Origin of the sequence: Micromonospora sp. WMMD714, assembly GCF_029581315.1 — a bacterium.
Taxonomy (GTDB): domain Bacteria; phylum Actinomycetota; class Actinomycetes; order Mycobacteriales; family Micromonosporaceae; genus Micromonospora; species Micromonospora rifamycinica.
Window position 1 is genome coordinate 6,685,768 of record NZ_CP120744.1, and the last position, 24,243, is coordinate 6,710,010.

Annotated in this window: 19 protein-coding genes; 4 read left to right on the forward strand and 15 right to left on the reverse strand. The window is 71.9% G+C overall.

Going from position 1 to position 24,243, the window contains the following annotated elements:
- Window positions 1-7: 7 nt before the first annotated feature.
- Window positions 8-1,051 (reverse strand): LysR substrate-binding domain-containing protein, encoded by a 1,044-nt coding sequence (locus O7625_RS28370; protein ID WP_282342891.1) that lies wholly within the window; start codon window positions 1,049-1,051, stop codon window positions 8-10.
- 124 nt (window positions 1,052-1,175) lie between these two features.
- On the opposite strand from O7625_RS28370, the gene O7625_RS28375 reads away from it, so the two are divergent.
- The gene (locus tag O7625_RS28375) at window positions 1,176-2,126 is read left to right on the forward strand and encodes an FAD-dependent oxidoreductase (protein WP_282342893.1); all 951 of its coding nucleotides are present in this window, start codon (window positions 1,176-1,178) and stop codon (window positions 2,124-2,126) included.
- 72 nt (window positions 2,127-2,198) lie between these two features.
- On the opposite strand, the gene O7625_RS28380 is transcribed toward O7625_RS28375, so the two are convergent.
- A complete protein-coding gene (locus O7625_RS28380) occupies window positions 2,199-3,698 on the reverse strand; it encodes a DUF3237 family protein (protein WP_282342895.1) in 1,500 nt (499 codons plus the stop codon).
- Between the two features lie 194 nt (window positions 3,699-3,892).
- Between O7625_RS28380 and O7625_RS28385 the strand changes: the two genes are divergently transcribed.
- Window positions 3,893-6,442 (forward strand): tetratricopeptide repeat protein, encoded by a 2,550-nt coding sequence (locus O7625_RS28385; protein ID WP_282342897.1) that lies wholly within the window; start codon window positions 3,893-3,895, stop codon window positions 6,440-6,442.
- Between the two features lie 27 nt (window positions 6,443-6,469).
- On the opposite strand, the gene O7625_RS28390 is transcribed toward O7625_RS28385, so the two are convergent.
- Together O7625_RS28390 and O7625_RS28395 are read right to left on the reverse strand one after the other, a co-directional pair.
- Entirely contained in the window at window positions 6,470-6,781 is a 312-nt protein-coding gene (locus O7625_RS28390; RefSeq protein WP_282347122.1) for a hypothetical protein, read from the reverse strand.
- Window positions 6,781-6,972, reverse strand: a complete 192-nt coding sequence (locus tag O7625_RS28395; protein WP_084261485.1) for a hypothetical protein — start codon at window positions 6,970-6,972, stop codon at window positions 6,781-6,783. The genes O7625_RS28390 and O7625_RS28395 overlap by 1 nt, the downstream gene beginning before the upstream one ends.
- Before the next feature lie 79 nt (window positions 6,973-7,051).
- Here O7625_RS28395 and O7625_RS28400 point away from each other — a divergent pair, with 79 nt between their 5' ends.
- Window positions 7,052-7,267 carry a DNA-binding protein gene (locus tag O7625_RS28400; RefSeq protein ID WP_282342898.1) on the forward strand — a complete coding sequence of 72 codons (216 nt, stop codon included), beginning with the start codon at window positions 7,052-7,054 and terminating at the stop codon, window positions 7,265-7,267.
- Between the two features lie 405 nt (window positions 7,268-7,672).
- Here the strand turns inward: O7625_RS28400 and O7625_RS28405 are convergent, their stop codons facing one another.
- The 11 genes from O7625_RS28405 to O7625_RS28455 all read right to left on the reverse strand — a co-directional run bounded on the left by O7625_RS28405 (window position 7,673) and on the right by O7625_RS28455 (window position 21,910).
- Window positions 7,673-8,008, reverse strand: a complete 336-nt coding sequence (locus tag O7625_RS28405) for a DUF6204 family protein (RefSeq protein WP_282342899.1) — start codon at window positions 8,006-8,008, stop codon at window positions 7,673-7,675.
- A gap of 271 nt (window positions 8,009-8,279) precedes the next feature.
- Window positions 8,280-8,603: a helix-turn-helix transcriptional regulator gene (locus O7625_RS28410; protein ID WP_282342900.1), complete on the reverse strand. Its 324-nt coding sequence runs from the start codon at window positions 8,601-8,603 to the stop codon at window positions 8,280-8,282.
- A gap of 2 nt (window positions 8,604-8,605) precedes the next feature.
- Complete coding sequence (locus tag O7625_RS28415) at window positions 8,606-10,096, reverse strand: class I SAM-dependent DNA methyltransferase (RefSeq protein WP_282342901.1); 1,491 nt, start codon at window positions 10,094-10,096, stop codon at window positions 8,606-8,608.
- A gap of 5 nt (window positions 10,097-10,101) precedes the next feature.
- A complete protein-coding gene (locus O7625_RS28420) occupies window positions 10,102-11,484 on the reverse strand; it encodes a restriction endonuclease subunit S (protein WP_282342902.1) in 1,383 nt (460 codons plus the stop codon).
- Window positions 11,481-14,918: a DEAD/DEAH box helicase family protein gene (locus O7625_RS28425; protein ID WP_282342903.1), complete on the reverse strand. Its 3,438-nt coding sequence runs from the start codon at window positions 14,916-14,918 to the stop codon at window positions 11,481-11,483. The genes O7625_RS28420 and O7625_RS28425 overlap by 4 nt, the downstream gene beginning before the upstream one ends.
- Before the next feature lie 217 nt (window positions 14,919-15,135).
- Window positions 15,136-15,630: a hypothetical protein gene (locus tag O7625_RS28430; RefSeq protein WP_282342904.1), complete on the reverse strand. Its 495-nt coding sequence runs from the start codon at window positions 15,628-15,630 to the stop codon at window positions 15,136-15,138.
- A gap of 181 nt (window positions 15,631-15,811) precedes the next feature.
- Window positions 15,812-16,180, reverse strand: a complete 369-nt coding sequence (locus O7625_RS28435; RefSeq protein ID WP_282342906.1) for a peptidase inhibitor family I36 protein — start codon at window positions 16,178-16,180, stop codon at window positions 15,812-15,814.
- 216 nt (window positions 16,181-16,396) lie between these two features.
- The gene (locus O7625_RS28440; RefSeq protein WP_282342907.1) at window positions 16,397-17,158 is read right to left on the reverse strand and encodes a hypothetical protein; all 762 of its coding nucleotides are present in this window, start codon (window positions 17,156-17,158) and stop codon (window positions 16,397-16,399) included.
- Entirely contained in the window at window positions 17,159-18,169 is a 1,011-nt protein-coding gene (locus tag O7625_RS28445) for a hypothetical protein (RefSeq protein WP_282342908.1), read from the reverse strand.
- A gap of 80 nt (window positions 18,170-18,249) precedes the next feature.
- Complete coding sequence (locus O7625_RS28450) at window positions 18,250-20,991, reverse strand: hypothetical protein (RefSeq protein ID WP_282342909.1); 2,742 nt, start codon at window positions 20,989-20,991, stop codon at window positions 18,250-18,252.
- A gap of 106 nt (window positions 20,992-21,097) precedes the next feature.
- Window positions 21,098-21,910, reverse strand: coding sequence for an SGNH/GDSL hydrolase family protein (locus O7625_RS28455; RefSeq protein ID WP_282342910.1), 813 nt, complete (start codon window positions 21,908-21,910; stop codon window positions 21,098-21,100).
- A 200-nt stretch (window positions 21,911-22,110) separates the two neighbouring features.
- Here O7625_RS28455 and O7625_RS28460 point away from each other — a divergent pair, with 200 nt between their 5' ends.
- Window positions 22,111-23,649, forward strand: coding sequence for a M1 family metallopeptidase (locus O7625_RS28460; RefSeq protein ID WP_282342911.1), 1,539 nt, complete (start codon window positions 22,111-22,113; stop codon window positions 23,647-23,649).
- Window positions 23,650-24,243: the final 594 nt, after the last annotated feature.

The window sequence follows — 24,243 nt, forward strand, 5'->3', positions numbered from 1 at the left end:
CGGCGGATCAGAGGGTGGCGAGGAGCGCGGCGAGTCGGCGGACCGCGGGGTTGGCGGTGTCGGTCCGCCAGGCGAGGGCCACGTCGACGGTCGGTACCGGGGCGGCGAAGCGCCGCAGGCGTACCCCCGGCACCTTCAGGGCGCGGGCCCGGCCGGCGGGCACGGCCGCGACCACGTCGCCGTCGGCCACCGCGCGCAGCAACTGCTCGTCGTCGGGTTCCTGCCGGACCAGGTGGAAGCCGCCGTCGGGCCAGACCTGGGCGATGGTGCGGTCGAACATGCCGGGGCCGTTCTCCCGGGGCCACATCACCGCGGGCAGGTCGACCACCTCGGCCCGGCGCACCCGGCCGCGACCGGCCGCGAGCGGATGCCCCGCCGGCACCGCGAACAACAGCTCCTCCCGGTCGACGGTACGGCAGGTCAGGCCCGCCTCCGGCAGCGGCGGGCGGACGAAGGCGACGTCGAGCCGGCCGGTGAGCAGCCCGGTCACGTTCGGTGCCGTCCAGCCGGTCTCGGGCACCACCTCCACCTCGGGATGGGCCGCCCGGAACCGGGCCACCAGCGCGTCCACCCGACCGCCCCGGGCCGACCGGGTGTACGCCAGCCGCAGCCGGCCGCCGCGCCCGCCGACCAGGTCGCGGATCCGGGCGGTCGCGGCGTCCACCTCGGCGAGCAGCCGACGGGCCTCCCCGGCCACCTGCGCGCCCACCCCGGTCAGTGTGCAGCCGTGGCTGTCACGGTGCAGCAGGGTCACCCCGAGCTGCCGTTCGAGGGCACGGATCTGCTGGCTGAGCGCCGGTTGGGCGATCCGCAGCCGGGCGGCGGCCCGGGTGAAGTGCAGCTCCTCGGCGAGCACCACGAAGTAGCGCCACCGGCGCAGGTCCCCGCCGTCGGGTGCCGGCTGCCGCCCGGCCGGGTCGCCCGGCGGCCGACCATGCACCGGCAGGTCCCCCTCCGACCGACCCCGCGCCGGCAGGTCCCGCTCCGACCGACCTTGCGCCGGCAGGTCCCGGTCCGGCCGGGCCGGGCCGCCGGTCGGTGAGGTCCCCATCCCGGTAACGATAAGTGCGGCTTATCGCCGGCCGCCGGTTCTGTCTTGGACCGGACCGTCGGCCCGGGGAGACGATCCAGGTCCGGCCGCCCGGCCCGGGGCGGCACCGATGGGGAGGTCGACGATGGATACACAGGTCCTGGTGGTCGGCGGCGGGATCATCGGGTTGACGGCGGCGGTGCGGCTGCGGGAACGGGGTGCCCGGGTGACCCTGCTGACGGCCGACCCGCCCGACGACACGGTGTCGGCGGTGGCCGCCGCCGTCTGGTACCCCAGCCACACCGACGCCGATCCCCGGGTGCTGCGCTGGGCCGTCGAGACCCACGCGGAGCTGAGCTGGCAGGCCGCCACCGGGGTGCCGGGGGTGGTGGCCCGGCCGACCCGGATGCTGCTGCGCCGGCCGGGGGACGGTCCGCCGTGGTGGGCGGCGGCCACCGGTGACCTGGTCACCGGCCCGGGTTCCGGGCCGTACGCGACGGAGCTGCGGTTCACCGCGCCGACCGTGGAGATGTCGCCGTACCTGGGCTGGCTGCGGGACCGGTTCACGGCCGCCGGCGGGGTGGTCAGGACCGGCCGGCTGGACCGGCTCGACGACGGTTTCGCCCTCGCCCCCACCGTGGTCAACGCCACCGGCCTGGCCGCCGGCCGACTCGCCGACGATCCGGCCGTGCACCCGGTACGCGGGCACCTGGTGCTGGTGGCGAACCCCGGCCTGGTCACCTCGGTGCGGGACGAGGAGAACCCGGCCGGCATCACCTACGTGCATCCGCGCCGGCACGACGTGGTGCTCGGCGGCACCTTCGAGCCCGGCGAGTGGGACACCGGCCCGGATCCGGCCACCTCGACGGCGATCCGGGACCGGTGCGTGGCGCTGGTGCCGGAGCTGGCCGGCGCTCCGGTGCTCGGGGTGCGGGTGGGGCTGCGTCCGGCCCGGCACGGCGGGCCGAGGGTGGCGGTGCAGGCCGGTTCGACGCCGGGACGGCGGCTGGTGCACGCGTACGGCCACGGGGGCGCGGGGGTGACCCTGGCCTGGGGGTGCGCGGACGAGGTGGCCCGGCTGGCGCTGGACACCTGACCAGCGACGCGGGTGGCCCCGCCGCATCGGCCCGGAGGCGGTGCGGCGGGGCCACCACGGCTGCCCGCCGGGTCACCGGCGTTCGTAGAAGGTGATGCTCACGCCGCCCGGGGCGGAACCCGGATCCGAGCTGAGCCAGGTGTTGGCGTTGAGGAAGGCGTACGGGCCGGCGGCGCGGGCCTCGAAGGTCGGCACCAGCCGGCCGAACGCCCCGCAGTTGCGGACCAGGATCAGCTCCCGGTCGTTGGTGGACAGCACGTACCGGGCGTCCAGCGTGCTGGTCGAGCCGATGAGCTGGTAGTCCGCCCCGCCGGGCAGGACGGTGCCGGTCACCCGGCCGGTCACGGTGCCGCCGGTGATGGGGATGATGTTGCGGGTGCCGCGCTTACTGGCCCCGACCGAGACGCTGGCCCCGAGGGTGACGGTCTCGGTGAACACCGCCGCGCCCCGGCTGCCGCTGCCGGTCAGGCAGTCCCACGGCTGGTTGGTCACCCCGGCCGGGTCGCGGAGCTGCACGCGCGGGTCGGCCGGGGACACCCCGGCGACGTCGTAGACGGCCAGGTTCAGGGTGTTCGTCGCGGTGTCGACCGTCCGGGTGCCGACGTAGGTGCCGGTGTTCAACCAGGCGTACGGGCTGGAGTTCGGGGCCTCGAAGTCGGGCACGATCCGCACGGTGGAGTCGCCGGCCGGCGCGACACCGCAGGTGCGCAGGTAGATCGGGGTGCCGTCGCCGGTGCGCAGGATGGCGACCTGTTCCAGCTCGGTCGCGCCGTTGCCGAGGGTGAGTTCGAGGTCGAGCCCGCCGGTGAGGATGCTGCCGTTGATCCGGTCCCCGGTGACCGTCCCGCCCCGGATGTCGAGGATCCGGCGGTGGCCGTACGGGGTGACGCCGACGTCGCGGATCGCGCCGAGCTGGGCGGTGGCGCGGAAGACCAGCCGGCCACGGGTCGGGGGCACGATGCCGGTGGACCGGCCGCAGGTCCAGGACGGGTCGGGCACGATGGTCGCCTCCGCGCCGCTCGGGGTGGTGCTCGGGGTCGGTGGCGGTGGGGTGGTCGGTGCCGGGGTGGTCGGGGTGGGCGGCGGCGTGGTGGGGGGCGGGGTCGTCGGCGGAGGGGTGCCCGGGGTCGGCGTGTTCGGGGTGGTGGGCGGGGTGGTGCTGCCGGTGCAGGGGGTGCCGTTGAGCGCGAAGTCGGTGGGCGCCGGGTTGCTGGCGTTGTTCCACGAGCCGTTGAAGCCGAACGAGGTGCTCGCCCCGGTGCCGAGCGCGGCGTTCCAGGTGGTGTTGCCGACGGTGACCCGGCCGCCGTTCTGGGTGACGGTGCCGTTCCCGTACTGGGTGATCTGCTGGCCGGCGGTGAACGACCAGGTGAGCTGCCAGCCGTTGAGCGGGTCGCCGAGGTTGGTGACGGCGACGTTGGCCCCGAAGCCGCCGTTCCACTGGCTGGTGACGGTGTAGGTCACCCGGCAGCCGGTGGCGGCGGAGGCCGAGCTGGCGACCCCGACGACGCCGACCAGGGTGGCGGCGGCGAGCGCTCCCGCGAGCAGGGGCCGCCGGTGTACGAGCCTCATCTGTCCTCCCGGAGCGGCAGCGCCACACCTTGCACGCACGGTTATGTTTCAACCAGTGTCTCGATCGGACAAACTTCTGTCAATCGACGAATCTCGATTAAATGAGCGGTGCCCCCTCCCCCGACCGGGCGACCCGGCCCGCACCCTGAAGATCGTTTCGTGTCCTGTTGGTGACCCTCGGTAGGGTGTCGCGCATGGATCGGGGTGCCTGGCGGCGGCATGCGTGGTGGGTGGGCATCCCGGGCATGGTCGCCGGATTCGGCGCCTGGGCGGCGGTGGCCGACGACAAGACCGGTTGGACGGTGGTCTCCGCTGCCGCCGCCGGGGTGGTCGGGGGCTTCGGGCCGACGGTGGCCGACCGGCTGGCGGCGAAGCGGGAGGCCCGGCGGCGACGGGACGACGCGCTGCGCGGGGTGACGTCGGCCGAGCTGCCGGAGTCGGTGGCCTGGCTGCTGCACCCCGGACAGGCGGTGGTCGACTTCCTCGGTCGCGGCAGGGTGCTGCGCCGACTGGAATCCTGGACGACCGACCCCGGCGCGGTGGCGGTACGCCTGCTGACCGGCGCGGGCGGCGTCGGCAAGACCCGGTTGGCCCGCGAGTTCGCCGACCGGCTGCCCGGTTGGCGGTGCGAGTGGATCCACCCCGGGGCCGAGGAGCGGACGGCCGCCCTGATCGCCTCGGGCGACGTACCGGAGCGGCTGCTCGTGGTGGTCGACTACGCCGAGACGCGGGACCGGGCCGGGGTGGCGGCGCTGGTCTGCGCGGCGCAGCGGGCCGCCGGGGTACGGGTCCGGGTGCTGCTCATCGCGCGGGGTGCCGGGCTGTGGTGGGAGACGCTGTCGGCGGCGTACCCGCAGCAGGCGCAGTTGCTCGACGCGCTGACCGGCCGGTCGCAGGTGGTGGAGCTGCCGGCCCGGATCGAGGAGAGCGCACCCGACGAGATCGTCGCCCTCGCGGCGAGGGACTTCGCCGCCCACCTGACGCGGCCGGTGCCGGCGGTCGAGCCGCGCGACCGCCCGGCGGACACGCCGGTGCTGCGCCTGCACGCCGAGGCGCTGCTGACCGTCCTGGACGGGAAACCCCGGCACGGCCGGTACGACGTGCTGACCGAGGTGTTGGGGCACGAGGCCCGCTACTGGCGGTTCGCGGCCCGGCGGGCGGGCCTGCTGGCCGCCGACGACCCGGCATCGGACGCGCTGCTGCGGCAGGTGGTCGGGGTGGCGGCGCTGCTCGGCGCGGACGGCCCGGCCGCCTCGCCCCCCGGGGCGGCCGGCTCGCCCGGCCCGGACGAGGTCGCCGGCCTGGTTCGGCGGGTTCCTGCGCTGGTGGACGCCGAACCGGACCGGGTGGCCCGGTACGCGGCGTGGCTGGCCGACCTGTACCCCGCCGCCGACGGTACCGCGCTCGGCGTGGTGCAGCCCGACCTGCTGGCGGAGACGCTCGCGGTGCGGGTGCTGCGGGACTACCCGGCCGCCGACCGGGCGCGGGTGTTCACCGGCCTGACGGTGGCGCAGGCGGTACGCGCGCTGACCGTGCTCGGTCGGGCGCGCACCCACCAGGCCGACGCGACGGCGCTGATCGAGGTGGCGTTGGCGGCGGACGTGCCCCGGATGGTCGAGGCGGTGCTCCAGGTCGGGGTGCAGTTCCCGGGGGTCTTCACGCCGGGTGCGGTGCGGCTGCTGGCGGACGCGGACATCGATCTCAGATGGGCGCAGGAGATCGCCGTCCGTGTGCCATACCCGTCGATGGAGTTGGGGCGGCTGGCGGTGGCGTTGACGAGCCGCATCGTCGCCGGTCCTATCCCGGACACCCCACCCGATGTGCAGGCATTATGGATCGACGAGCACGCAATACGACTGGCCGAAATCGGGCGACGACGCGAAGCCCTGATCATCGGCCGGGAAGCTGTCGACCTCCGACGCGAACTCGCGACCATTGACGGCGATACCTACCTCCCACAACTCGCCATGTCCCTCAACAACCACGCGATCCACCTCGCCAACGCCGGACAACACACCGAAGCCCTCACCACCAGCCACGAAGCCGTCAACCTCTACCGAGAACTCACCACCACCAACCGCAACGCCTACCTCCCCGACCTCGCCATGTCCCTCAACAACCACGCGATCCGACTCGCCAACGCCGAACAACACACCAAAGCCCTCACCACCAGCCACGAAGCCGTCAACCTCTACCGAGAACTCACCACCACCAACCGCAACGCCTACCTCCCCGACCTCGCCATGTCCCTCAACAACCACGCGATCCGACTCGCCAACGCCGAACAACACACCAAAGCCCTCACCACCAGCCACGAAGCCGTCAGCATTCGACGTGAACTCGCCACCACCAACCGCGATGCCTACCTCCCCGACCTCGCCATGTCCCTCAACAACCACGCGATCCGACTCGCCGAAGCCGGACAACATACCGAAGCCCTCACTACCAACCACGAAGCCGTCAGCCTCTACCGAGAACTCGCCACCAGCAACCGCGACGCCTACCTCCCCGACCTCGCTACTTCACTATGGAACGTCGGATACGTCGGGCTCATGATCGGCAGCGTGACCGAAGAGATCATTGCCTCAACCGCCGAAAGTGTCCGCTACCTCGACGAACTCGCGGCTGCCAATCCGGCGGCGCTCGAGGAACGCCGTCAAGCAGCCAGGCGCTTCCTTGACGAGTTGCGCCGTGCGGCTGGCGGAACCGAGGTGAACGAACCTCTCCGCGATGCGGAGGGATGATCACTGCAGCTTATCGACGGCTCCGAGTCACTGCGGGCGGGGCGGTCGGGTCGACGGGACGCGCCGGGAGGTGGCGGCGCGGGAGGCGGGGGCGGGCCGGCGGATCGGGGTGGCTTGCGGGGTGGGTTCGGGTGGCAGGAGTTCGGCAGGTTGGACGTAGATCAACCGGCGGGCCACCGCGTCGCCCTTGGCGTTGATCTGGTAGCCGTCGAGCCAGGCCCACCCGTCGTACGTGATCCACTCGGTGCGGACCCGGATCAGCCGGAACAGGATCGGCCTGACGAACTGCGGGCTCGCCGTGCGCGTCACCCGCACCAGCACCCCGGCCCGTAGCGCGATCATCGCGGCCCGTCCTGGCTCGGCCAGTGCCGCTGGTTGATCGGGATGCGGTGCCGGTAGCGGCAGGGCAGCTCGTTGCCGCACCGGCAGACGAACCGCCACCGCCGCCACGACCACGCCGGCCGGTGCCGCCGCGCCAACGTCATCGCCGTAGCCAGCAGATACTCGTGGTAGGACACCCGTCGTGACATACCGACACGGTCCCTGGTGGAGGTTTAGTCAGCTGGCAATAGCCGATCGGAAAGTCAGCGACGCATTACTGTCAGCCACATGAGTCGTGACCCGGTGACGCTGATGGGTCCGTACGAGATCGCCCAGCGGATGGGTGTCTCGCGGCAGCGGTTCCAGCAGCTCACCCGGCACCCCACCTTCCCGCGCCCCTACCAGGAGCTGCGCGGCATGAAGGTGTGGCTGGCCGTGGACGTCGAAGAGTGGATCACGAAGCACCGGCCGCCGCGCCCCACCGAGGACGACACCCCGGAGTAACCGGCCGCCCTGCTGGAGCGCCGCCAAGCTCCGAAGCGGTCCACAGACCTGTGCACCACGAACGCGGCGGCATAGCGGGCGAGGACGTCACGACGGCACGCGCCGACCGTGCCCACCGAGGCCGTAGCGCGGATCATGAATACGGCGAGTTCGCCTCGCCCGACGTGCGAGACGCACACGCTCGCCACACCCGGCGGTCGGCAGTCTGCATCGTGGGTGGGGTCGCCGGAGCCCGCACCGACAACCGGCCCAGGTTTGTGGAGACTTATTGCGCCCAGGGCGACAACAAATCTCCACAAAGGAGGTGGCGCCTGGCGCGGCGACGGCCGTGAGGATGGCTGGCCATTGCGAGCGTACGCGGTGGCGGCTCGTGGCACGGCGACGGCCGTGAGAGATGGCCGGCCGTTACGAGCGTGCGCGGTGGCGGATCTTGATGTCGTCGAGGTCGGTGGAGACCGACGTGAGATCCCGGTAACCGGCACCGAGGTCCGCGACGGCGGTGGCGGCCAGCGCTTCCGCCCGACCGATCACCACCGCTTCCGCCTCCTCCCGGGTTGCCGGGACCAGGCAGCGGAACGTGAACCCGAGCAGGGACCGCTCATAGGTCACGGTGCCTTCTTCGGTGAACTTCGCCTGGAACACATCGTGCTTGTCCGCCCTGGCGAGCAGCGCGGCGCGCTGATCGTCACTGAGCGGCGCGAACTTGCCGCGCACGATGACCTGATAGGTCTTTTCGGCCATGGTGGGAACCTCCGGCTCCTGCTGAGCACGACGACATCGAAAAGGCGAGCTGGCGGCGACCGGAAGGAAGGCGGGTCGCGGCTACCACAGGCCGACCACAAGGTGCGCCGGCGACCCTACCCGAAGGGTCACCGGAACACCCGGGCTTTTCCAGCAGTACGCCCCAGCGGGAATGGCACCCTGCAGTAACCGGCGCACCACTGCACACGCGCGAGCGTGGCTGATACGAGCGATGTGGCCGAAGCCGGTCGGACATACCGAGTGATGAGGGCTATGCGATGGCGGCAATGTCCCCGTCGTCGATGTAGATCGCCTGATGGAGGCGTCCGCCGAGCGCAGCGGCATAGCGGGCGAGGACGTCCTGTCCGGAGATCTTGCCCTGCTCGATCTGGGACACGCGCCCCTTGGTGACACCCATGCGGTCGGCGACCTGCTGTTGAGTCAGGCTGCGGGCACGACGTACCTCGGCGAGGCGGTGCCCGACCACCTCGGCGAGCAATTCCCGCTTGCCGGCCTCGACAACTTCTTCACCCCCGGCCCGTTCCACATGCTCGGCGCGAATGTCGTTCCATCGCACGTAGTTGCTGCTATACACGGTCAGTCTCCGTCGACCTGTGAGTTTGTCGCGCCGAGGGCTTCGGCGATGGCGGCGAACTCGCGTAGGGCCGCCTGGAGGTCCTCGACGATCTCCTGGGCGATCACCTCGGGTGGCAGCAGCGCGTCGGCGTCCTCCAGGGAGGCGTCCTTGAGCCAGGTGATGTCCAGGTTCACCTTGTCGCGGGCGATCAACTCGTCGTACGAGAAGGGGCGGAAACGTTCGGTCTCCACCCGCTCGGCGCGGTCCTTGCCGGGCAGGTAGCAGTCGACGAAGTCCTGGAGGTGTTCCCGGCGCAGCGGGTTCTGCTTGAGCGTGAAGTGCTGGTTGGTGCGGAAGTCGTACACCCAGAGGGTTTGGGTCCAGGGTTCCTCGCGGGCACGCTTGCGCTCGAAGAACAGCACGTTGGCCTTGACGCCACCGGCGTAGAAGATGCCGGTGGGCAGGCGCAGCATGGTGTGCAGGTCGTACTGCTTGAGCAGCCGGCGGCGGATGGTCTCCCCCGCACCGCCCTCGAACAGCACGTTGTCGGGCAGGACGACCGCCGCCCGGCCGTCGATCTCCAGCAGGGCGGCGATGTGTTGGACGAAGTTGAGCTGCTTGTTGGCGGTGGTGGCCCAGAAGTCGTTGCGCTCGATCTCGCGTTCCTCGCGGGAGGACCGGCCGCCGTCGGCAACCATCCGGATCGACGAGCTGCGCCCGAACGGCGGGTTGGCCAGCACCAGGCTGACCCGGCTCGCAGGCTCCTTGCCCAGGGCGTCCTTTACCGCGATCAGCGACGGGCCGTTGGGGGTGCCGATGCCGTGCAGCAGCATGTTCATCGCCGCCAGCCGGGCGGTGCCGTCGACCAGCTCGGTGCCGGTGATCGCGCCGTGGGCGAGGCGTCGCCGCTGGTCGGGGGTGAGGGCGCTGCCGTGGTGACGCTGGATGTGGTCATAGGCGGCCAGCAGGAACCCGCCGGTGCCGCAGGCCGGGTCGGTGATCGTGTCGTCGGGGGTGGGCAGCATGCAGTCGACCATCGCGGTGGTCAACGCACGCGGGGTGAAGTATTGCCCCGCGCCGGATTTCGCGTCCTCCGCACCCTTGGCCAGCAGCTCCTCGTAGGCGTCGCCCTTGACGTCGACCCCGGTGCCCGACCACTCCTGCTTGTCGATCAGGTCGACGATCAGCCGTTTGAGCTTCGCCGGGTCCTGGATCTTGTTCTGCGCCTTGCGGAAAATCGTGCCGAGGGTGCCATCCTCCCGAGCCAATCCGGTGAGAATCTTCCGGTACTGCACCTCCAGGTCGTCGCCCTCGGCGTCCAGCAAGGTCTGCCAGCTCAGCTCCTCGGGCACGATCTGCTCCGGCCGGAACGTCCGGTTGGCCCGCTCATCGGCCATCTTGAGGAACAGCAGAAAGGTCAACTGCTCCACATAATCGATCGTCGACACGCCGTCGTCGCGCAGCACGTCGCAGTAGTTCCACAGCTTCTGCACCAGACGGCGCGAATCCACAGTGCTCACAGTGGCAAGGTCTCCTGCTGGTAGTCGTCGCCGGTCACCCTGGTCGGCGGTGCCGCCAACTCCTTCGGGGTACGCCGGGCGCGCGTCCGCTGCTTCGGGATGGCGGTCGAGCGCTCGGCCCTGATCCGGGCGAGCAGTTCGGCAGCCGGCTCGTCGTTCGGGTCCTGCGGCACAAGCCGCCCGGCGAACGCCTCCGCCAGCAGCGAGGAGCGCAGGAGTCTGGCCTTGCGCAGCGATCGTTGACAGGTATCGGAGATACGATCAACTAGCGCCAAGAATTCACGAGAACGATCTACAATTGCAGCCTGTCGATCTCGACTCGGTAGCCGGAAAGAAAAATCCTGGACAACCTGCTGATCGATCTTCGGCATCGAGCCAGCCAAACCCTTAGCGCGCGAGCGGAAATAGTTCCGAGCTGCCGGCGTCTGAAGCATGAGAGCCACGAAGGCTGACAGTGCGGTTTCTTTCACTCGCACCCGAATGACGAGATCCGGAAAAATGGCCCAGTCATCAGGCCCCTCATAAATAGCCGCCGTTCCGACCAACTCCGGCGTATTGGACCGTTGGATCAGAATGTCACCCGACTTAAGCCACAGGTCACCGACCCGCAGCGGGTCAACTGCAGTCATCTTTGTAAAGTCATCCACGAATTTTGATCTCGTGACCGCAGTCAGGGTCAACGTCCGAACGGTCCCACCGACAGCAGCCGGGGCAGAGTGTCCGTTCCGCAGGGGAACAGCCAGAATGTCTCCGAGCCTTACAAGTTCGCCGCCCTGCGCATTGAGCCGCACATAATCCCACCCCGCGTCACGAAGCCGAACAGCCCGCGCGGCGGCACGATGGACCTGTTGACATGCAGCATCAAGACGAACAACCTGCTCTTCAATAACAGCAACGATGCGACACTGTTCGGCGAGCGGCGGAAGCGCAATTGCAATCTTCCGAAGTTGCTCCTGCGGCAGATGCTTAATTGTGCTTCCGGTCGCATATGCAGCCAATTTACCCGAAACACTTAGATGCTCCAAGAAGAGCCGCAGGTAGCGGGAATCAATTCCACCGAGCGGTCGAACACGATGCAGAGCCTTCTGAAATGCCATATAGCTACCATCATCGCGCCAGATGGCACAGCGGCCAATATCTCCGCCCTCACAGACGAGGAGATCACCTGAACGAATACGATAATGCTCCTGCTGCTCCGGAGGGATATCCATGCTGAGAATATCCAAAACGTCGATTCGCCCCCACTGCACATTGACGTTCCGCAGATAAGGGAGTAAATGCCGCCCCGTCCCCTTGCTCCGATCGAGCATCTTACCCAATGATGTTTCCGCAATCTCACCGAGAGTTGCATACTCCCAACCGGGGGGCAGGTCGGTCACGCGGACAGCTCCTGGTTGAGTTCGGTGAGGAGGGGTTCGGCGCGGTTGCCGAAGGCGCCTGCGTACCCGTCGATGCCGCCGCGTTCGGTGAAGGGTGCCCCTTCCAGGTCGTCGGGGGTGATCTCCACGCTGACCGCAATCACGTCCTTGATCCTCTCCAGCCACCACACCTGATCGGCAGTGAAGGTAGCGCCCGCCTGCTGTTGCCTCAGCAGCCACCCACGGAAACGCTCCTCTGTGACCGTACGGAATGGACGTAGTTCCTGGTCGAGGCCCAGTTCGTAGCGGATGAGGGCGACCAGGTCGGTCACCCCGCGCGGCCCGGCCTGCTCGGCGGTCCGGCCGAGCAGCACGTACGCCTTCCACAGCGACTCCGGCGTCCACGCCTGCGGGGGCCGGGCGATCCGGGCCGCGAGTTCCTTGAGCTGTTCGTAGCTGACCCGGCCCTTGCCCTCGTAGAACACCTGCAAGGCGGTGATCTCGTCGCGGTGCTGTTCCAGGTAGTCGTGCCAGCTCCGCACGGTCACCTGGGCGCGTTCGGCAGCGGGCACCCCGGCCGCCGACAGCAGCGTGTCGACGTTGACCTCGTCGATGGTGATGTCGTGGGCGCGGCGGATCTCCAGGATGCGGTCGCGGAGCTGCGGGTTCGCGGCCAGCGGGCGCAGCGCACCGGCCAGCAGGTCGCGGACGGCGTCCGGCCCGGCCTGGGTCGCCGGGTTGAGCTGCTCGGGGGCGACGGCGTCGACCAGACCCCGGACGATGCCGGTGAGCGGCTGCCCGCCCAGCTCCGCCAACTCGGCGCGCTCGTCGTCGGTGAGTTGCCGGTCGAGGCGCGACAACCGGGACGCGAGGGTGGCCACCTCGTTGGCGTCGGCGGTCAGCGTGCCGGCCTTGCGCAGCAGGTCACGCAGCGAGATCTGCTGTTCGGTGTGCCGTTGCAGCGGCACCGCCTCGTCCAGGTCGGCTTCGGTGACACCTACCGCGTCGACGATGACGAACCGGTCCTTGACCTGGGCGTCCGGGGTGACGGACTGGAAGTCGGCCGGGTCGATGGTGCGCGCCCCACGCCCCTTCATCTGCTCGAAGTAGGTGGCGCTGCGCACCGGCCTGAGGAAGAACACACACTCCAGCGGCCGGACGTCGGTGCCGGTGGCGATCATGTCGACGGTGACCGCGACCCGCATCTCCGGGCTGTTGCGGAACGCCTGGATGAGGGTGTCGGGGTTGTCGCCGTCCCGTCGGGAGGAATAGGTGATCTTCCGGGCGAACTCGTTGCCGCGCCCGAACACCTCCCGGACCATGGTGACGATCTCCTCGGCGTGGTTGTCGTCGCACGCGAAGATCAGCGTCTTGGGCACCGTGGAGCGGCCCGGGAAGATCTCGGTGAACAGCCGCTCGCGGAAGGTCTCCAGCACCAGCCTGAGCTGCCCCTTGGAGATCACCGACCGGCCGACCTGGCGGCCCGCGTACGTGAAGTCGTCCTCCAGCTCCTGGTAGCGCTCGGCGCGGGTGCGGCGGTCGCGCAGCGGCACGACGGTGCCGGCCTCGATCCTCTGCCCGCCCTCGGTGATCTCGGTCCGGATCCGGTAGACGTCGAAGTTGACGTTCACCCCGTCGGCGACCGCCTGCTCGTAGGTGTATTCCGACACCAGGTTCTGCTGGAAGAAGCCGAGGGTCTGCTTCACCGGGGTCGCGGTCAGCCCCACCACGAAGGCGTCGAAGTACTCGATGACCGCCCGCCACTTGCCGTAGATCGACCGGTGACACTCGTCCACCACGATCAGGTCGAACGTCTCCGGCGGTAGCTGCGGGTTGTAACCGACCTCGGCCGGCTCGTCGAGGTCGTAGCTGTCGAAGGCCCGGTCGTCGAGGTCGACGTCGGGCAGCTCGGTGCCGCGCAACGCCCCGTACAGGCGCTGGATCGTCGAGATCACCACGGTGGACGAGTCGAGCAGACCGGCACCGGAGAGCCGGTCCACCGTGTACAGCTCGGTGAACTTCCGCCCGTCGTCGGGGGTCTGATAGCCGGCGTACTCCCGCAGGGTCTGCTTGCCGAGATTGTTCCGGTCGACCAGGAACAGGATGCGGCGGGCGCGGGCGTGCTTGAGCAGCCGGTAGCTGCTGGTGACCGCCGTGAAGGTCTTCCCCGCCCCGGTGGCCATCTGGATCAACGCCCGGGGCCGGGCGTCGGCCAGCGAGCGTTCCAGACCCTCGACCGCGTCTATCTGCGCCGGGCGCAGGCCCAGCCGGTCCAGCGCCGGCATCCGGCGCAGCCGGGCGCGCAGCGTCGGCGCGGCCGGCTCGTCGTCCGCTTCCCGCATCCACCGGGCGAGCGTCTCCGGCCGGTGGAACGCGAACACCTCCCGGGTACGCGGAAACGGGTCGAGCCGGTTGACGAACGCGGTCTCGGTGCCGGTGGCCACGTACCCGAAGGGCAGCGCCGCCTCCCGCCGCCAGGCGCTGAGCCGCTGTTCGGCGGTCAACCCGTCGAGGTAGCGGTCGAGCTGCGCCTCCACCCCGCGCGGGGCGGTGCCCTCCCGCTTGGCCTCGATCACCCCGACCAGGCGTTGGTTGACGTAGAGCAGGTAGTCGGCCCGGCCGGTCGCCAGGGTCACCTCACGCACCGCGACGCCGCTGCCCGCGAAGAGGTTGAGCTGGCTCTCGTCCTGGACCTGCCACCCGGCGGCGGTGAGCTGACGGTCGATCTCGATCCGGGTCTGCGCCTCGTTCAGCGGCTCGTGGGAGGCGCGGCGGGCGCGGGCGATGAAGTCCTCCCGCTTGGCCGCGGACACCGCCACCGGCTGCGCACTGTCGAACGCCTGCTGCGCCGCCTCGGCCGCCGGTTCGAGACTGGCGACCAGCGCGGCGGCCTGCGGGCGTCGGGCGTCGGCGTCCCGCACCGCCCGCTCGGCGGCATCCGTCGCGGCGGCCTGGGCCAGCGCCAGCGACGGTTGCCCCTCCAGCAGCAGCTTGGTCTGGGCCAGCTCCTGCTTGTACCGCTCGATCTCGGCGCGCAGACCCTCGGCGATCGACACCGGGACCTGTGCCGCAGGCGGGGTGGGCGGCACGAAGCCGCGCGGTGAACGGTCGTCGGTCAACGCCCGGTGGTACCAGACCCCCAGGTCGAAGCAGGTCCGCAGCAGCACCAGCGCCTCACGGACCTCGCCGAGGTGGTCGTGGACCGCCCGGTTGCCGGTGTCCCGCAGACGGTCGAACGCGGCGTAGACCTTCGCGGTGAGGGCGCCCGAGGCGTGCAGCACCTGCACCTGGTGGAAGAATGTGTCCTTCGTCGGGGTGACCTGGGTGCGCCGGACCAGGTCCCGGGCGAGCACGTCGCCGAACGCGCGGGCCTTGAACATCGCCGACTGGGCGTCGACGTAGACGAGCAGTTCCGCTCCCGCGCCGTACCAGACCAGCAGCGGATGGTCCGCCAAGAATCCGAAGTTGGCAGACTGCTCCGCCAGGCGGCGTACCTGTCGATGATCCACGACTCTCCACGTCCATAAGCGACGGTGAACACGTCAGGATATGGACGCGAATCCCTCTGCGGGTAGCCGTGCGTTATCGGCTTTCCGACACCGTGCGGTTCCGTCGATCACGACCGTGCCGGGGCGCTCACCGCCCCGACACCGCGACCTGCGGGATCGACCCTCAGCCGGCGGTGACGACCGACTCCGCCACCACCCGTGCGGCGTCCGCGCCGAACCGCTCCACATCCACCAGTACGTCGACCGCCAGACCCGGCCCCACCAGCCAGAACGCCTCGCCGTCACCGACGAACCCGGCCCCCTGACCGTGGTCGAACCCGGTCAGCGGCCAGTCGGCGGGATCGCGCTCGTGGTATTCGGCCAGGTAGTCGCGCAGCTCCGCCAGGTCGGCCAGCCGGTCCCCGCGCAGCACGTGCACCCGCAGGTCCACCTGGTAACCGTCCTCGACCGCACGTTCCCAGACCCGGGTGGCGAAGGTGACGTCCTCCCACTCGGACGCGAAGTCCGACACCAGGTCGCCCGCCGCGGCCGGCACCCACCCGACGTGGAACCCGTCCAGCTCGCCACCGTCGCGCCCACCCGGGCCGGTCGTCGCCACCACGTCGTCGCCTCCACCCCGTCCGGCCGGCACCCGCCGACCCGGCACATCGCCGTCCACGATAGAGGGTCCGGCACCGCCGCCATCCGGGACCACCAGGTGGTGATCGGGACGCCGCCGAGTTCCCCCGTTCGCCCCACCTGGGGCGACGTGCTCGCCGCCCTGCTGCCGACGCGGCGAGCCTGCGGCCCGCCCGCAGCCGCAGGGGCGTTTCCCCCGGCTGCGGGCGGGCCGGTGCCGGTCAGTAGTCGTGCAGGGAGGAGACCCGGTTGTCCCAGGCGGAACCGAAGTTCTTGCCGCCGACGTACGGCTCCGAGTGCCGGACCTCGCCGGAGTAGCCGGGCAGGTCCCAGAAGTCCCAGTGGTGACCACTGTTGTTCCAGAAGCTCTCGATGTTGTTGTTCATGCCGGTGGGGCCGTTGCTGTCCCCCAGGTCACCGTCACCGACCGCGAAGGCCGCCATGGTGCCGGAGCCGTTGGGGCCGGTGAACACACACATCCTGAACTGCGGGCAACGGTTGTAGCCCGTCGCCGCCTGCGCGGGCACGGCGCTGACACCCACCAGCGCCGCCGCCATCGACGCGGCGGCGATCACTTTCCTCAAAGGCATGGGGCTCTCATCTCATCCCGGTGAACGCGGCGGGGGCACGTCGGTCGACGTGACCCCGGCCGTCCCTCCCCCTGGTCGTACGCCGGGCAGGCGTCCCTGCCGCGAGCGTCCGTCGTGGACGGAGGCCGACGCACGTCAGCATCGCAGATCCACTCCACCACCGCCGGGTGAGCGATCTTCGGCCCGGTCCACCCCGGGCCACGGCCGGCCGCCCGGTCAGCCCAGGAAGCCGACCAGCAGCAGGACTACGCAGTACGTCGATGGCAGCAGCAACGCGCAGATCACGAAGCCGAGCGGGGCGAACCGGGAAGCGTCGGCACCGGCCAGGGCCGGTCGTCCCCACCGCCCCAGCACCAGCCAACCGGTGACGAAGGAGATCAACGGCAGCCCGGCGCAGGTCAACGCGCCGAGGGTCACGCCGTCGACCAGGCCGGAGCCGTTGGCGACCACCAGCGCCAGCATGGCCAGCGCGCCGACGGCGGCACAGCCCACATAGACGGCGACCGCGCGGGCCGTCGGCGACCAGGTGGGCAGCAGTGCGGGCCGCCGGGCCAGCGCCTCGGCCTGCCCGCCCAGCCGGTCCGCCTCGTCGACCAGGCGGCGGGCCTGCGCCAGCGCGACCGCCGGATCACCGTCCACGTCGCCGTCCGCCCCAACGGTCGCGGCGACGTCCCTACCGGCGGCGGACGCCCCGGCGGTCGCGGCAATGTCCCTACCGGCGGCGGACGCCGGACCGGAGCCGGGGGCCCGGTCAGCGGCCGGGCCACGGTCGGCGGCGTCGACGACCGGGGACAGGCCGGCCGCCGCGCCGAGCTGGTCGAGGCGCTGCTCCTGGGCGGCCAGCCGCTGGCCCAGCTGGTCGACCCCGGCGCGCAGGGCTCGGCGGCGTTCCGCCTCGGCGGCGGCACCCGACCCGCCCTCCCGGATCCGCGTTGAGAGCTGCCGGACGGCCGCCGCGTACTCGTCGTAGTCGGCCACTCAGCGCTCCTCCCCGGGCTGGTGACCGGCGCGGGTGGACCCGGGCCGGCGCTGCCCGGGCAGCAGGTCGGCCGGGTGCCCGGCGGTCTCCCGGCGCACCTGCGCGCCCAGCCGGTCGGCCAGCGCCCGCACCGCCGAGGCGGGCGGGTCGTCGTCGAGCAGCACCGGTACGGCCAACCCGGTGCCGTCGTCGCTGAACGGCTGCCCCGGCGGGTCGCCGATGCGGGCGTAACGTTCGTCGAGGCGTACCTCGGTGGTGCCGCCCAGCGCGGGCGCGGCCTGGCCGGGCGTGGTCACCGCGCGCCCGGCGAACAGCACGCACACCCCGGCGGCCGGCCCGGCGTGGGTGAGCGCGGCGAGCCGGGCCAGCTCCTTCGGGCCGGGCGCGGACGCGGCCACCACCAGCAGCAGCTCCGCCGCCCGCCCACCGACCCCGCCGCCGGTCGCCGCCACACCGCCCGGTGCCGCGTCACCCGGTGCCGGGGCGGTCTGGCGGGCGGCGTGGGCGTGCGCCTCGACGGCGTCCAGCAGCGCGCCGATCTCCACTCCGCTGGTGGCGACGGTGCCGAGCACCCCGACGTCCCGCAACGGGCGCAGCGGGAGGAAGGTCGCCCCCCAGGCGGCCGGGTCGATGCCGACCACCCGCACGGTGCCCGGCGCCGCCGTGCTGAGCAACCGCAGCACCAGCACCCGCAGCAGCACCGCCACCCGGGGATCGCGGGCGTCACCGTCGACCGCCAGGTGCCGGCCCGCGCCCAACGGCAGCAGCAGCGGGAACCGGCCCTCCGCCGTGGACGCCTCCCCGATCCGCACCGGGGCCGGCGCACCGGACGCCGACGGGGCGGCCAGCACGTTGGCCAGCCGGGACAGCCGGGCGACCAGATCGGCGGTGGTTTCCGGGACGGGCCGCCGGGACAGCCGGGCCAGCGCCGCGCTGGCCGCCGTCCACCGCTGCCGGGCCTGCCGGTGCACGGTGACCGCCTGCCCGTACGCGGACGCGAGCCTGCCCACCCACTGCCCCCCACCGACGCGCGGACGAAACGAGGGAACCCTAACGCCCCGCCGGGTCACCACGCACGGCCCGCCGCCGGTCAGACCGGCCGGCAGCCCGGGTCCGGTCCGCCGTCGGCGGACCCGCAGCGGAACACCTCGACCGGTTCGGCGGCGACGTCCGGCACCCGGGCCACCCGCAGCAACGCCAGCCGCTTGGCGACCGGATCGCCCGAGTCGGGGGCGTACCGGATCACCCCGGCCACCCCCGGGTAGCCGGCGGCGGCGTTCTGGCGCAGCACCTCGGCGTGCACACCGACCGGGTTGACCGCGTGCGGATCCCACCGCCGGCCGGGGTCGGCGTGCCGCAGCCGGGCGGCCAGGCTCTCCACCGCCCGCACCATCATCATCGCCGCGTCGTAGGCGAGGCTGACCCGCTCGCCGACCGGTGCGCCGGCACCGTCGCGGCAACGCGGCGGGTCGAGCAGGTCGGGCGCGCCGATCCAGGTCAGGAAGCTGCCCCGGGCGTCGTCCCCGGCGGCCTGCGCGGCCCGCAGCGCGGCACAGGTGGCCAGCGTCGCCTTCGACACGTACGTCACCGGCAGGTTGCCCGGGGCGCTGACCCGCAGCCCCGGGTTGGCCATGTACCGGTTGACCGAGTCGTCGCCGACCAGGTGCCGGGGCGGGTTGCCGCCGCACTCCTTCAACGCCCGCAGGAAGCCGTCGAACTCCGACCAGCGCCCGGCGAACACCAGCACCCCCGGGTAGCCGCACTCGCTGGTCAACCGTTGCCCGACACTCCACTCGGCGAGCCGGGTCAGCCGGGTGCCGAACCGCTGGCGCAACCCGTCGACCAGGGTACCGACGTAGAGGTCCTCGGCCAGGGAGCTGCCCTCGCCGGTGGTGTAGTAGACGTGCGCCCCGGTCACCCGCAGCACCTGCCGGGCGTACACCTCGATCATCCGGGCCTGATCGGCGTTCGGCGCGGACACCTGGAGGTAGAGGCTGGAGTTCTCGGACATGCCGTCGGCCGACAGGGTGGGCGCGAGCACCGGCAGCCCGACCCGGTTGAGTTCCCGCAGCGCCGAGGCGGTGCTGGCCCGGCTCTCCACCAGGCCCACCACCCCGAGCACGGTCGGATCGTCGTCGGCCAGCTCCTCCAGCATGGCCACCGCCGGCCCGGCGTGGCGCATCTGCCGGCCCCCGTTGGCGACCACCACGTGCAGCAGGGCCGCGCCGTCGGCCGCCGCCGACTCCTTGAGCAGCGCGTACTGGGCGGTGGCCAGGCCCTCCAACTCCTCCCGCTCGGAGACGTACGACTCCTCGTCCGCCCGGGTCCGGTTTCCGGTGAGGGTGCCCAGGTAGACCACGGTGAGGTAGGGGCGGCGGTGGTCGCTGCGCCGCCACACCTCCTCGGCGGCCCGGTTCTGCGCGAAGATCCGCCGCTGCACCGCCCGCAGCCGCTCCTGGCCGGGTTCGCTGTTGAACACCTGCGCCGCGTGGTCGCTGTAGCCGACGCACTCCTTGGCGATCAACCGCACCCGCACCTGACCGGTCAGCGCCGGATGGCAGTCGGTCGTCCACCTGCTGTCCGCCCACACCCCGACCCCGGCCAGCAGGACCAGCACCACGGCGGCCGGCAGGAACCGGCGCGACCACCACGGCGGGTCGGGCGCGACCAGCGCGGGCGGGACCGCCCCGGGCGGCGGGGTGGCGTCGTCGGCGTCCGGGTGCAGCACCACCAGCCAGGCGGCGGGACGCCGCAACCGGCGGGTCTCGGACACCGCCTCGGCCCACTCGTCGTACGCCTCGTCCGCCTCCCGCAGCGGGCGGGTGGCGGGCAGCTCCGGTGGCGGTGCGGCGGCGAGCGCCACCACCAGCAGCGGATCGTTGCGCCCGGTCTCGTTGCGGACGTCGTTGAGCAGCCGGACCAGGGTGTGCCCCACGCCGCCCACGGTCACCCCGTCGAGCAGCAGCACCGGGTACGCGGTGCGCCGCCAGTCCCCGGGCCGCCAGACCCGCCGCCGGTACGCCTGCCGCAGGTCCTCCAGGAAGGCGTGCAGCAGCAGCTTGTCCACCTGGGCCGGTTGTTCGCCGCCGCGCCACCCGGCGGTGAGGCGTTCGGCGAACCCGAGGAAGGTCACCGACTGGCGTGGGGCCAGGTACTGCTGCCGCATGAACCAGCGGTACTGGCCCCCGACGACCGGCACCCGGCCGGAGACGGCGATCCGGAACACCACGCTCGGCACCGCCCGGCGCAGCAGCCAGAGCAGCACCTGGAGCGCCGTGCCGACCCCCGACTCCCCGCTGACCTGTGGCTCCTCCACGGCACGCTGACCACGCCGGTCACGCAACCGGCGGACCAGGTTGGCCCGCCCGCTGCCGGCGCCGTCGACGCCCACCTCGAGGGTCTGCTGCATCAGCCAGTCGGCCAGCGGATAGTGCCGGAACCGCAGCCGGGTCGCCCCGAACGCCTCCAACGACAACTGTCGGCGCAGCTCCCGCAGCAGGGCCGGGACGTCGGCGAGGTCGGGGCGGGCGGCCAGGTCCACCACGGCGTGCGGCACCTGGCGGCCCGCGCCCCGCCCGACGAACCGGCGCAGCAGGAGACCAGGGTCGCCGCCGGTGACCGCCCGGACCAGCCAGAGCACCGGCAGCCGGCGGTCGTCCCGGCGGGGCCGGCGCAGCAGCCGGGTGAGCAGGGCGAGCAGCTCCGTGCCGCCGACCGGGGGGCCGTCCGCAGTGGGCGGCCGGGGCAGCGGGTCGTCGGCGGCCGGCGGCCGGGGCGGTGGGTCGTCCGCGGCGGGCGGCCGGGGCGGCGGCGGGGTCACCGGTTCGCGCATCGGGCACCTCCACCGTCGTCCGGGAGACCACAGGCCTCCCATTGTCGACGACGTCGGCAACAGACCGTGCCCGGTGCGGTGCCGCCGGTGACCCCGGCCGCACCGGTCAGCGCAGCGCGGCGTCCAACGTGGGCAGGTAGCCGTACCGGTAACCGTCGGCGTTCGGGTGGTACGCCTCGATGACGCCGCTGACGTCGCGGATCCACGGGGCGGCGGCGCAGACGCCGTGCCCGGTGAAGAACGGGCGGGCGTCGGCGAAGGTGGCCCCGGCCGCCCCGGCCCGCGCGGCGGTGACCGTGGCGAGCACGTCGGCGGCCTCGTTGAGGATGGTCCGCTTGTAGCTGCTCATCGCCAGCACACCGCAGGAGCCGGTCTCGAAGAGCCGGGGGTAGCCGAGCACCACCAGCCGGGCGTTCGGTGCCCGGTCACGGATCGCGGCGTAGGTGGCGTCGAGCCGGCCGGGCAGCGTGGCGGTGGCGAAGCTCTTGGCCTTGTCGACCGCGCCGGTGCAGTTCGCCGTGCTGCCGAACCGGCAACTGGTGATCACGTCGGCGAAGCCGGCGTCGTTGCCGCCGATGGTGATGGTGACCAGCGTGGTGGTGGCGCTCAACGCGCCGAGCTGCTTGCTGATCACGTCGGCGGTGACCGCGCCGCCGCAGGCGGGGAAGGCGAAGCTGGTGACCGCGTTGGCGGCGGCCCACAGCGGGGCGTACGACTTCTGGCTGCGCAGGCAGGTGGACAGGTCGTACGGTCCGGCGCCGACGCCGGAGGAGTAGGAGTCACCGAGCGCCACGTAGTGGACGGTGGCGGCCTGGGCGGCGGTGGGGACGAGCACGACGCCGACGACGGTGGCGAGCAGGGCGGTCAGCGCGGTGACGGCACGGGCCAGGGCGCGGCGCGGTAGGGCGCGGTGGGGCATGACGATCCTCCAGGGGCAGGAACGGTGAAGCCTCTGGACCGCGCGCGTGGCCAAGGGGGTGAGGCGTTGTTACTAGTCGGTAATGCTAGCGAAACATCGACATAAAGAGAACAGCCGATCCCCACCCGTCCGGCGCGCATGGTTCCACCGGCGTCGATTAGGTTGTCGGTGCGAACACCCCGATGGAGGGAGTCCACCCCGTGCGACGTGTTTTCACGGCGGCCATCGCCGCCCTGACCGTCACCACCGCCGGCACCCTGGTGACCGGCACCCCCGGCCAGGCCGACGCCCGACCGGGCAAGAGCCGGTCGGTCGCGGTCTCGGCCGCCCCGAAACCCGGTAGCGCCGGGCTCGGCGACCCCTACTTCCCCGACTACGGCAACGGCGGCTACGACGTCGACCACTACGACGTCCGGCTCCGCTACGAACCGGCCAGCGACCGGCTCAGCGGCACCACCACCATCCTGGCCACCGCCACCCAGGACCTTTCCCGCTTCAACCTCGACTTCCTGCTCGACGTCGAGTCGGTGCGGGTCAACGGCTGGACCGCCCAGTTCGCCCGGGAGGGCGTCCACGAGCTGGTGGTCACCGCGCCGCGCGGCATCAGCACCGGCCAGGCGCTGACCATCGTGGTCACCTACTCCGGCGTCCCGTCGGAGACCCTGGTCGACGGCTACTCCGGCTGGACCCGCACCGCCGACGGCGCGCTCGCCGTCAACGAGCCCGAGTCGGCCTGGTGGTGGTTCCCGTCCAACGACCACCCGCTGGACAAGGCCACCTGGGACATCTCGGTCTCGGTGCCCAACGGCGTCGAGGTGATCAGCAACGGCGTCCAGCCCCGGCCCCCGCTGGCCGAGGCCGGCAACCGGATGCGGTGGGGCTGGCGCAGCACCAGGCCCGGGGCCACCTACCAGGCGTTCCTGGCGATCGGCCAGTACGACATCGTCACCGACACCGCCCCGAGCGGGCTGCCGGTGATCAACGCCTACAGCACCACGCTGGGCGACCGGGCTCCGGCCGCACGGGCCAGCATCGAGCGGACCGCCGAGATCGTCGACTGGGCCAGCGGCATCTTCGGGCCGTACCCGTTCGAGGCGCAGGGGGGTGTCGCCGGGCCGATCGACGGCATCAGCTTCGCGCTGGAGACGCAGACCCGCCCGGTGTACGGTCCCGGCTTCTGGCGACGTGGCAGCAACCCGTACGTAGTGGTGCACGAGAACGCCCACCAGTGGTTCGGCGACTCGGTCTCGGTGACCGACTGGAGCAACATCTGGTTGAACGAGGGCTTCGCCTCGTACGCCGAATGGCTCTGGTCGGAGGCGCAGGGTGAGGGCAGCGCGCAGGAGCTGTTCGACTTCACCTACGCCAGCTACCCGGCCGACGACGGGTTCTGGCAGGTCCCGCCGGGCAACCCGGGTGCCGGCGCGGTCTTCGACGACGCGGTCTACGACCGGGGCGCGATGGCCCTGCACCAGATCCGGCTGGCCGTCGGCGACGACGCGTTCTTCCGGATCCTGCCGGCCTGGACCGCCGCGCACCGGTACGGCAACGGCAGCATCGCCGACTTCCAGGCGCTCGCCGAGCAGATCTCCGGCGTCGACCTCGACCCGGTCTTCACCACCTGGCTGTTCACCCCCGGCCGCCCCACCCCGGCCACCGCCACCCGCACCGCGACCTCCCCGGCGCAGCCGACGTCGTGGTCACGGATCCGGTCGGCGCACCAGCTGCTGGCGCGCTGACCGACCCCGGTTCGGGCTGCCTGCCCCCGGCACCGGGGTGGGCAGCCCGGACCGGCCCGGAACTGTCGCCTCCGGCCCTGGGGTCGCCTTCGGCCCTCGGGTCACCCCCGGCCCTCGGGTCGCCTCCGGCCCTCGGGACGACTTCGGCCCGGGACGGCTTCGGCCCGGGACGGCTTCGGCCCGGGACGACTTCGGCCCGGGACGGCTTCGGCCCGGGACGGCTTCGGCCCGGGACGGCTGACATCGAGGTCAGGGCGGGGTCAGGTTCGGGCCGACCCTGGTCGGCATCGATCGGAGCGGCGTCGAGCCTGGCCGGAACAATGGTTCCGGAGAGCAGTATGCCTGACGGTCATAAAAATGCCTGCCAGGCATATCCCCTCCTGGAGTCACATGCTTCCGAAGGGCTGGCCGACGCCCCGCGACACCAGGAGTCCGGACAGGTCGTGCCAGCGGAAGCGGCTGCGAGCCGACCCAGCGCACCGGCGAACGGCGGCCGAGTCGACCCAGCGCACCGGCGAACGGCGGCGGAGCCGCAGGGGCGGACCGTCAGCCGACCTGCAGACCAGGTCGACTGACGGCCATCGATCGAACTGC

What these genes read in the sequence shown, in the direction of transcription:
- O7625_RS28405 (WP_282342899.1), bottom strand. Translation starts at nt 8,008, where the DNA reads ATGGCCGAAAAGACCTATCAGGTCATCGTGCGCGGCAAGTTCGCGCCG.
- O7625_RS28370 (WP_282342891.1), bottom strand. Translation starts at nt 1,051, where the DNA reads ATGGGGACCTCACCGACCGGCGGCCCGGCCCGGCCGGACCGGGACCTG.
- O7625_RS28395 (WP_084261485.1), bottom strand. Translation starts at nt 6,972, where the DNA reads ATGTCACGACGGGTGTCCTACCACGAGTATCTGCTGGCTACGGCGATG.
- O7625_RS28375 (WP_282342893.1), top strand. Translation starts at nt 1,176, where the DNA reads ATGGATACACAGGTCCTGGTGGTCGGCGGCGGGATCATCGGGTTGACG.
- O7625_RS28455 (WP_282342910.1), bottom strand. Translation starts at nt 21,910, where the DNA reads ATGCCCCACCGCGCCCTACCGCGCCGCGCCCTGGCCCGTGCCGTCACC.
- O7625_RS28435 (WP_282342906.1), bottom strand. Translation starts at nt 16,180, where the DNA reads ATGCCTTTGAGGAAAGTGATCGCCGCCGCGTCGATGGCGGCGGCGCTG.
- O7625_RS28385 (WP_282342897.1), top strand. Translation starts at nt 3,893, where the DNA reads ATGGATCGGGGTGCCTGGCGGCGGCATGCGTGGTGGGTGGGCATCCCG.
- O7625_RS28400 (WP_282342898.1), top strand. Translation starts at nt 7,052, where the DNA reads ATGAGTCGTGACCCGGTGACGCTGATGGGTCCGTACGAGATCGCCCAG.
- O7625_RS28380 (WP_282342895.1), bottom strand. Translation starts at nt 3,698, where the DNA reads ATGAGGCTCGTACACCGGCGGCCCCTGCTCGCGGGAGCGCTCGCCGCC.
- O7625_RS28450 (WP_282342909.1), bottom strand. Translation starts at nt 20,991, where the DNA reads ATGCGCGAACCGGTGACCCCGCCGCCGCCCCGGCCGCCCGCCGCGGAC.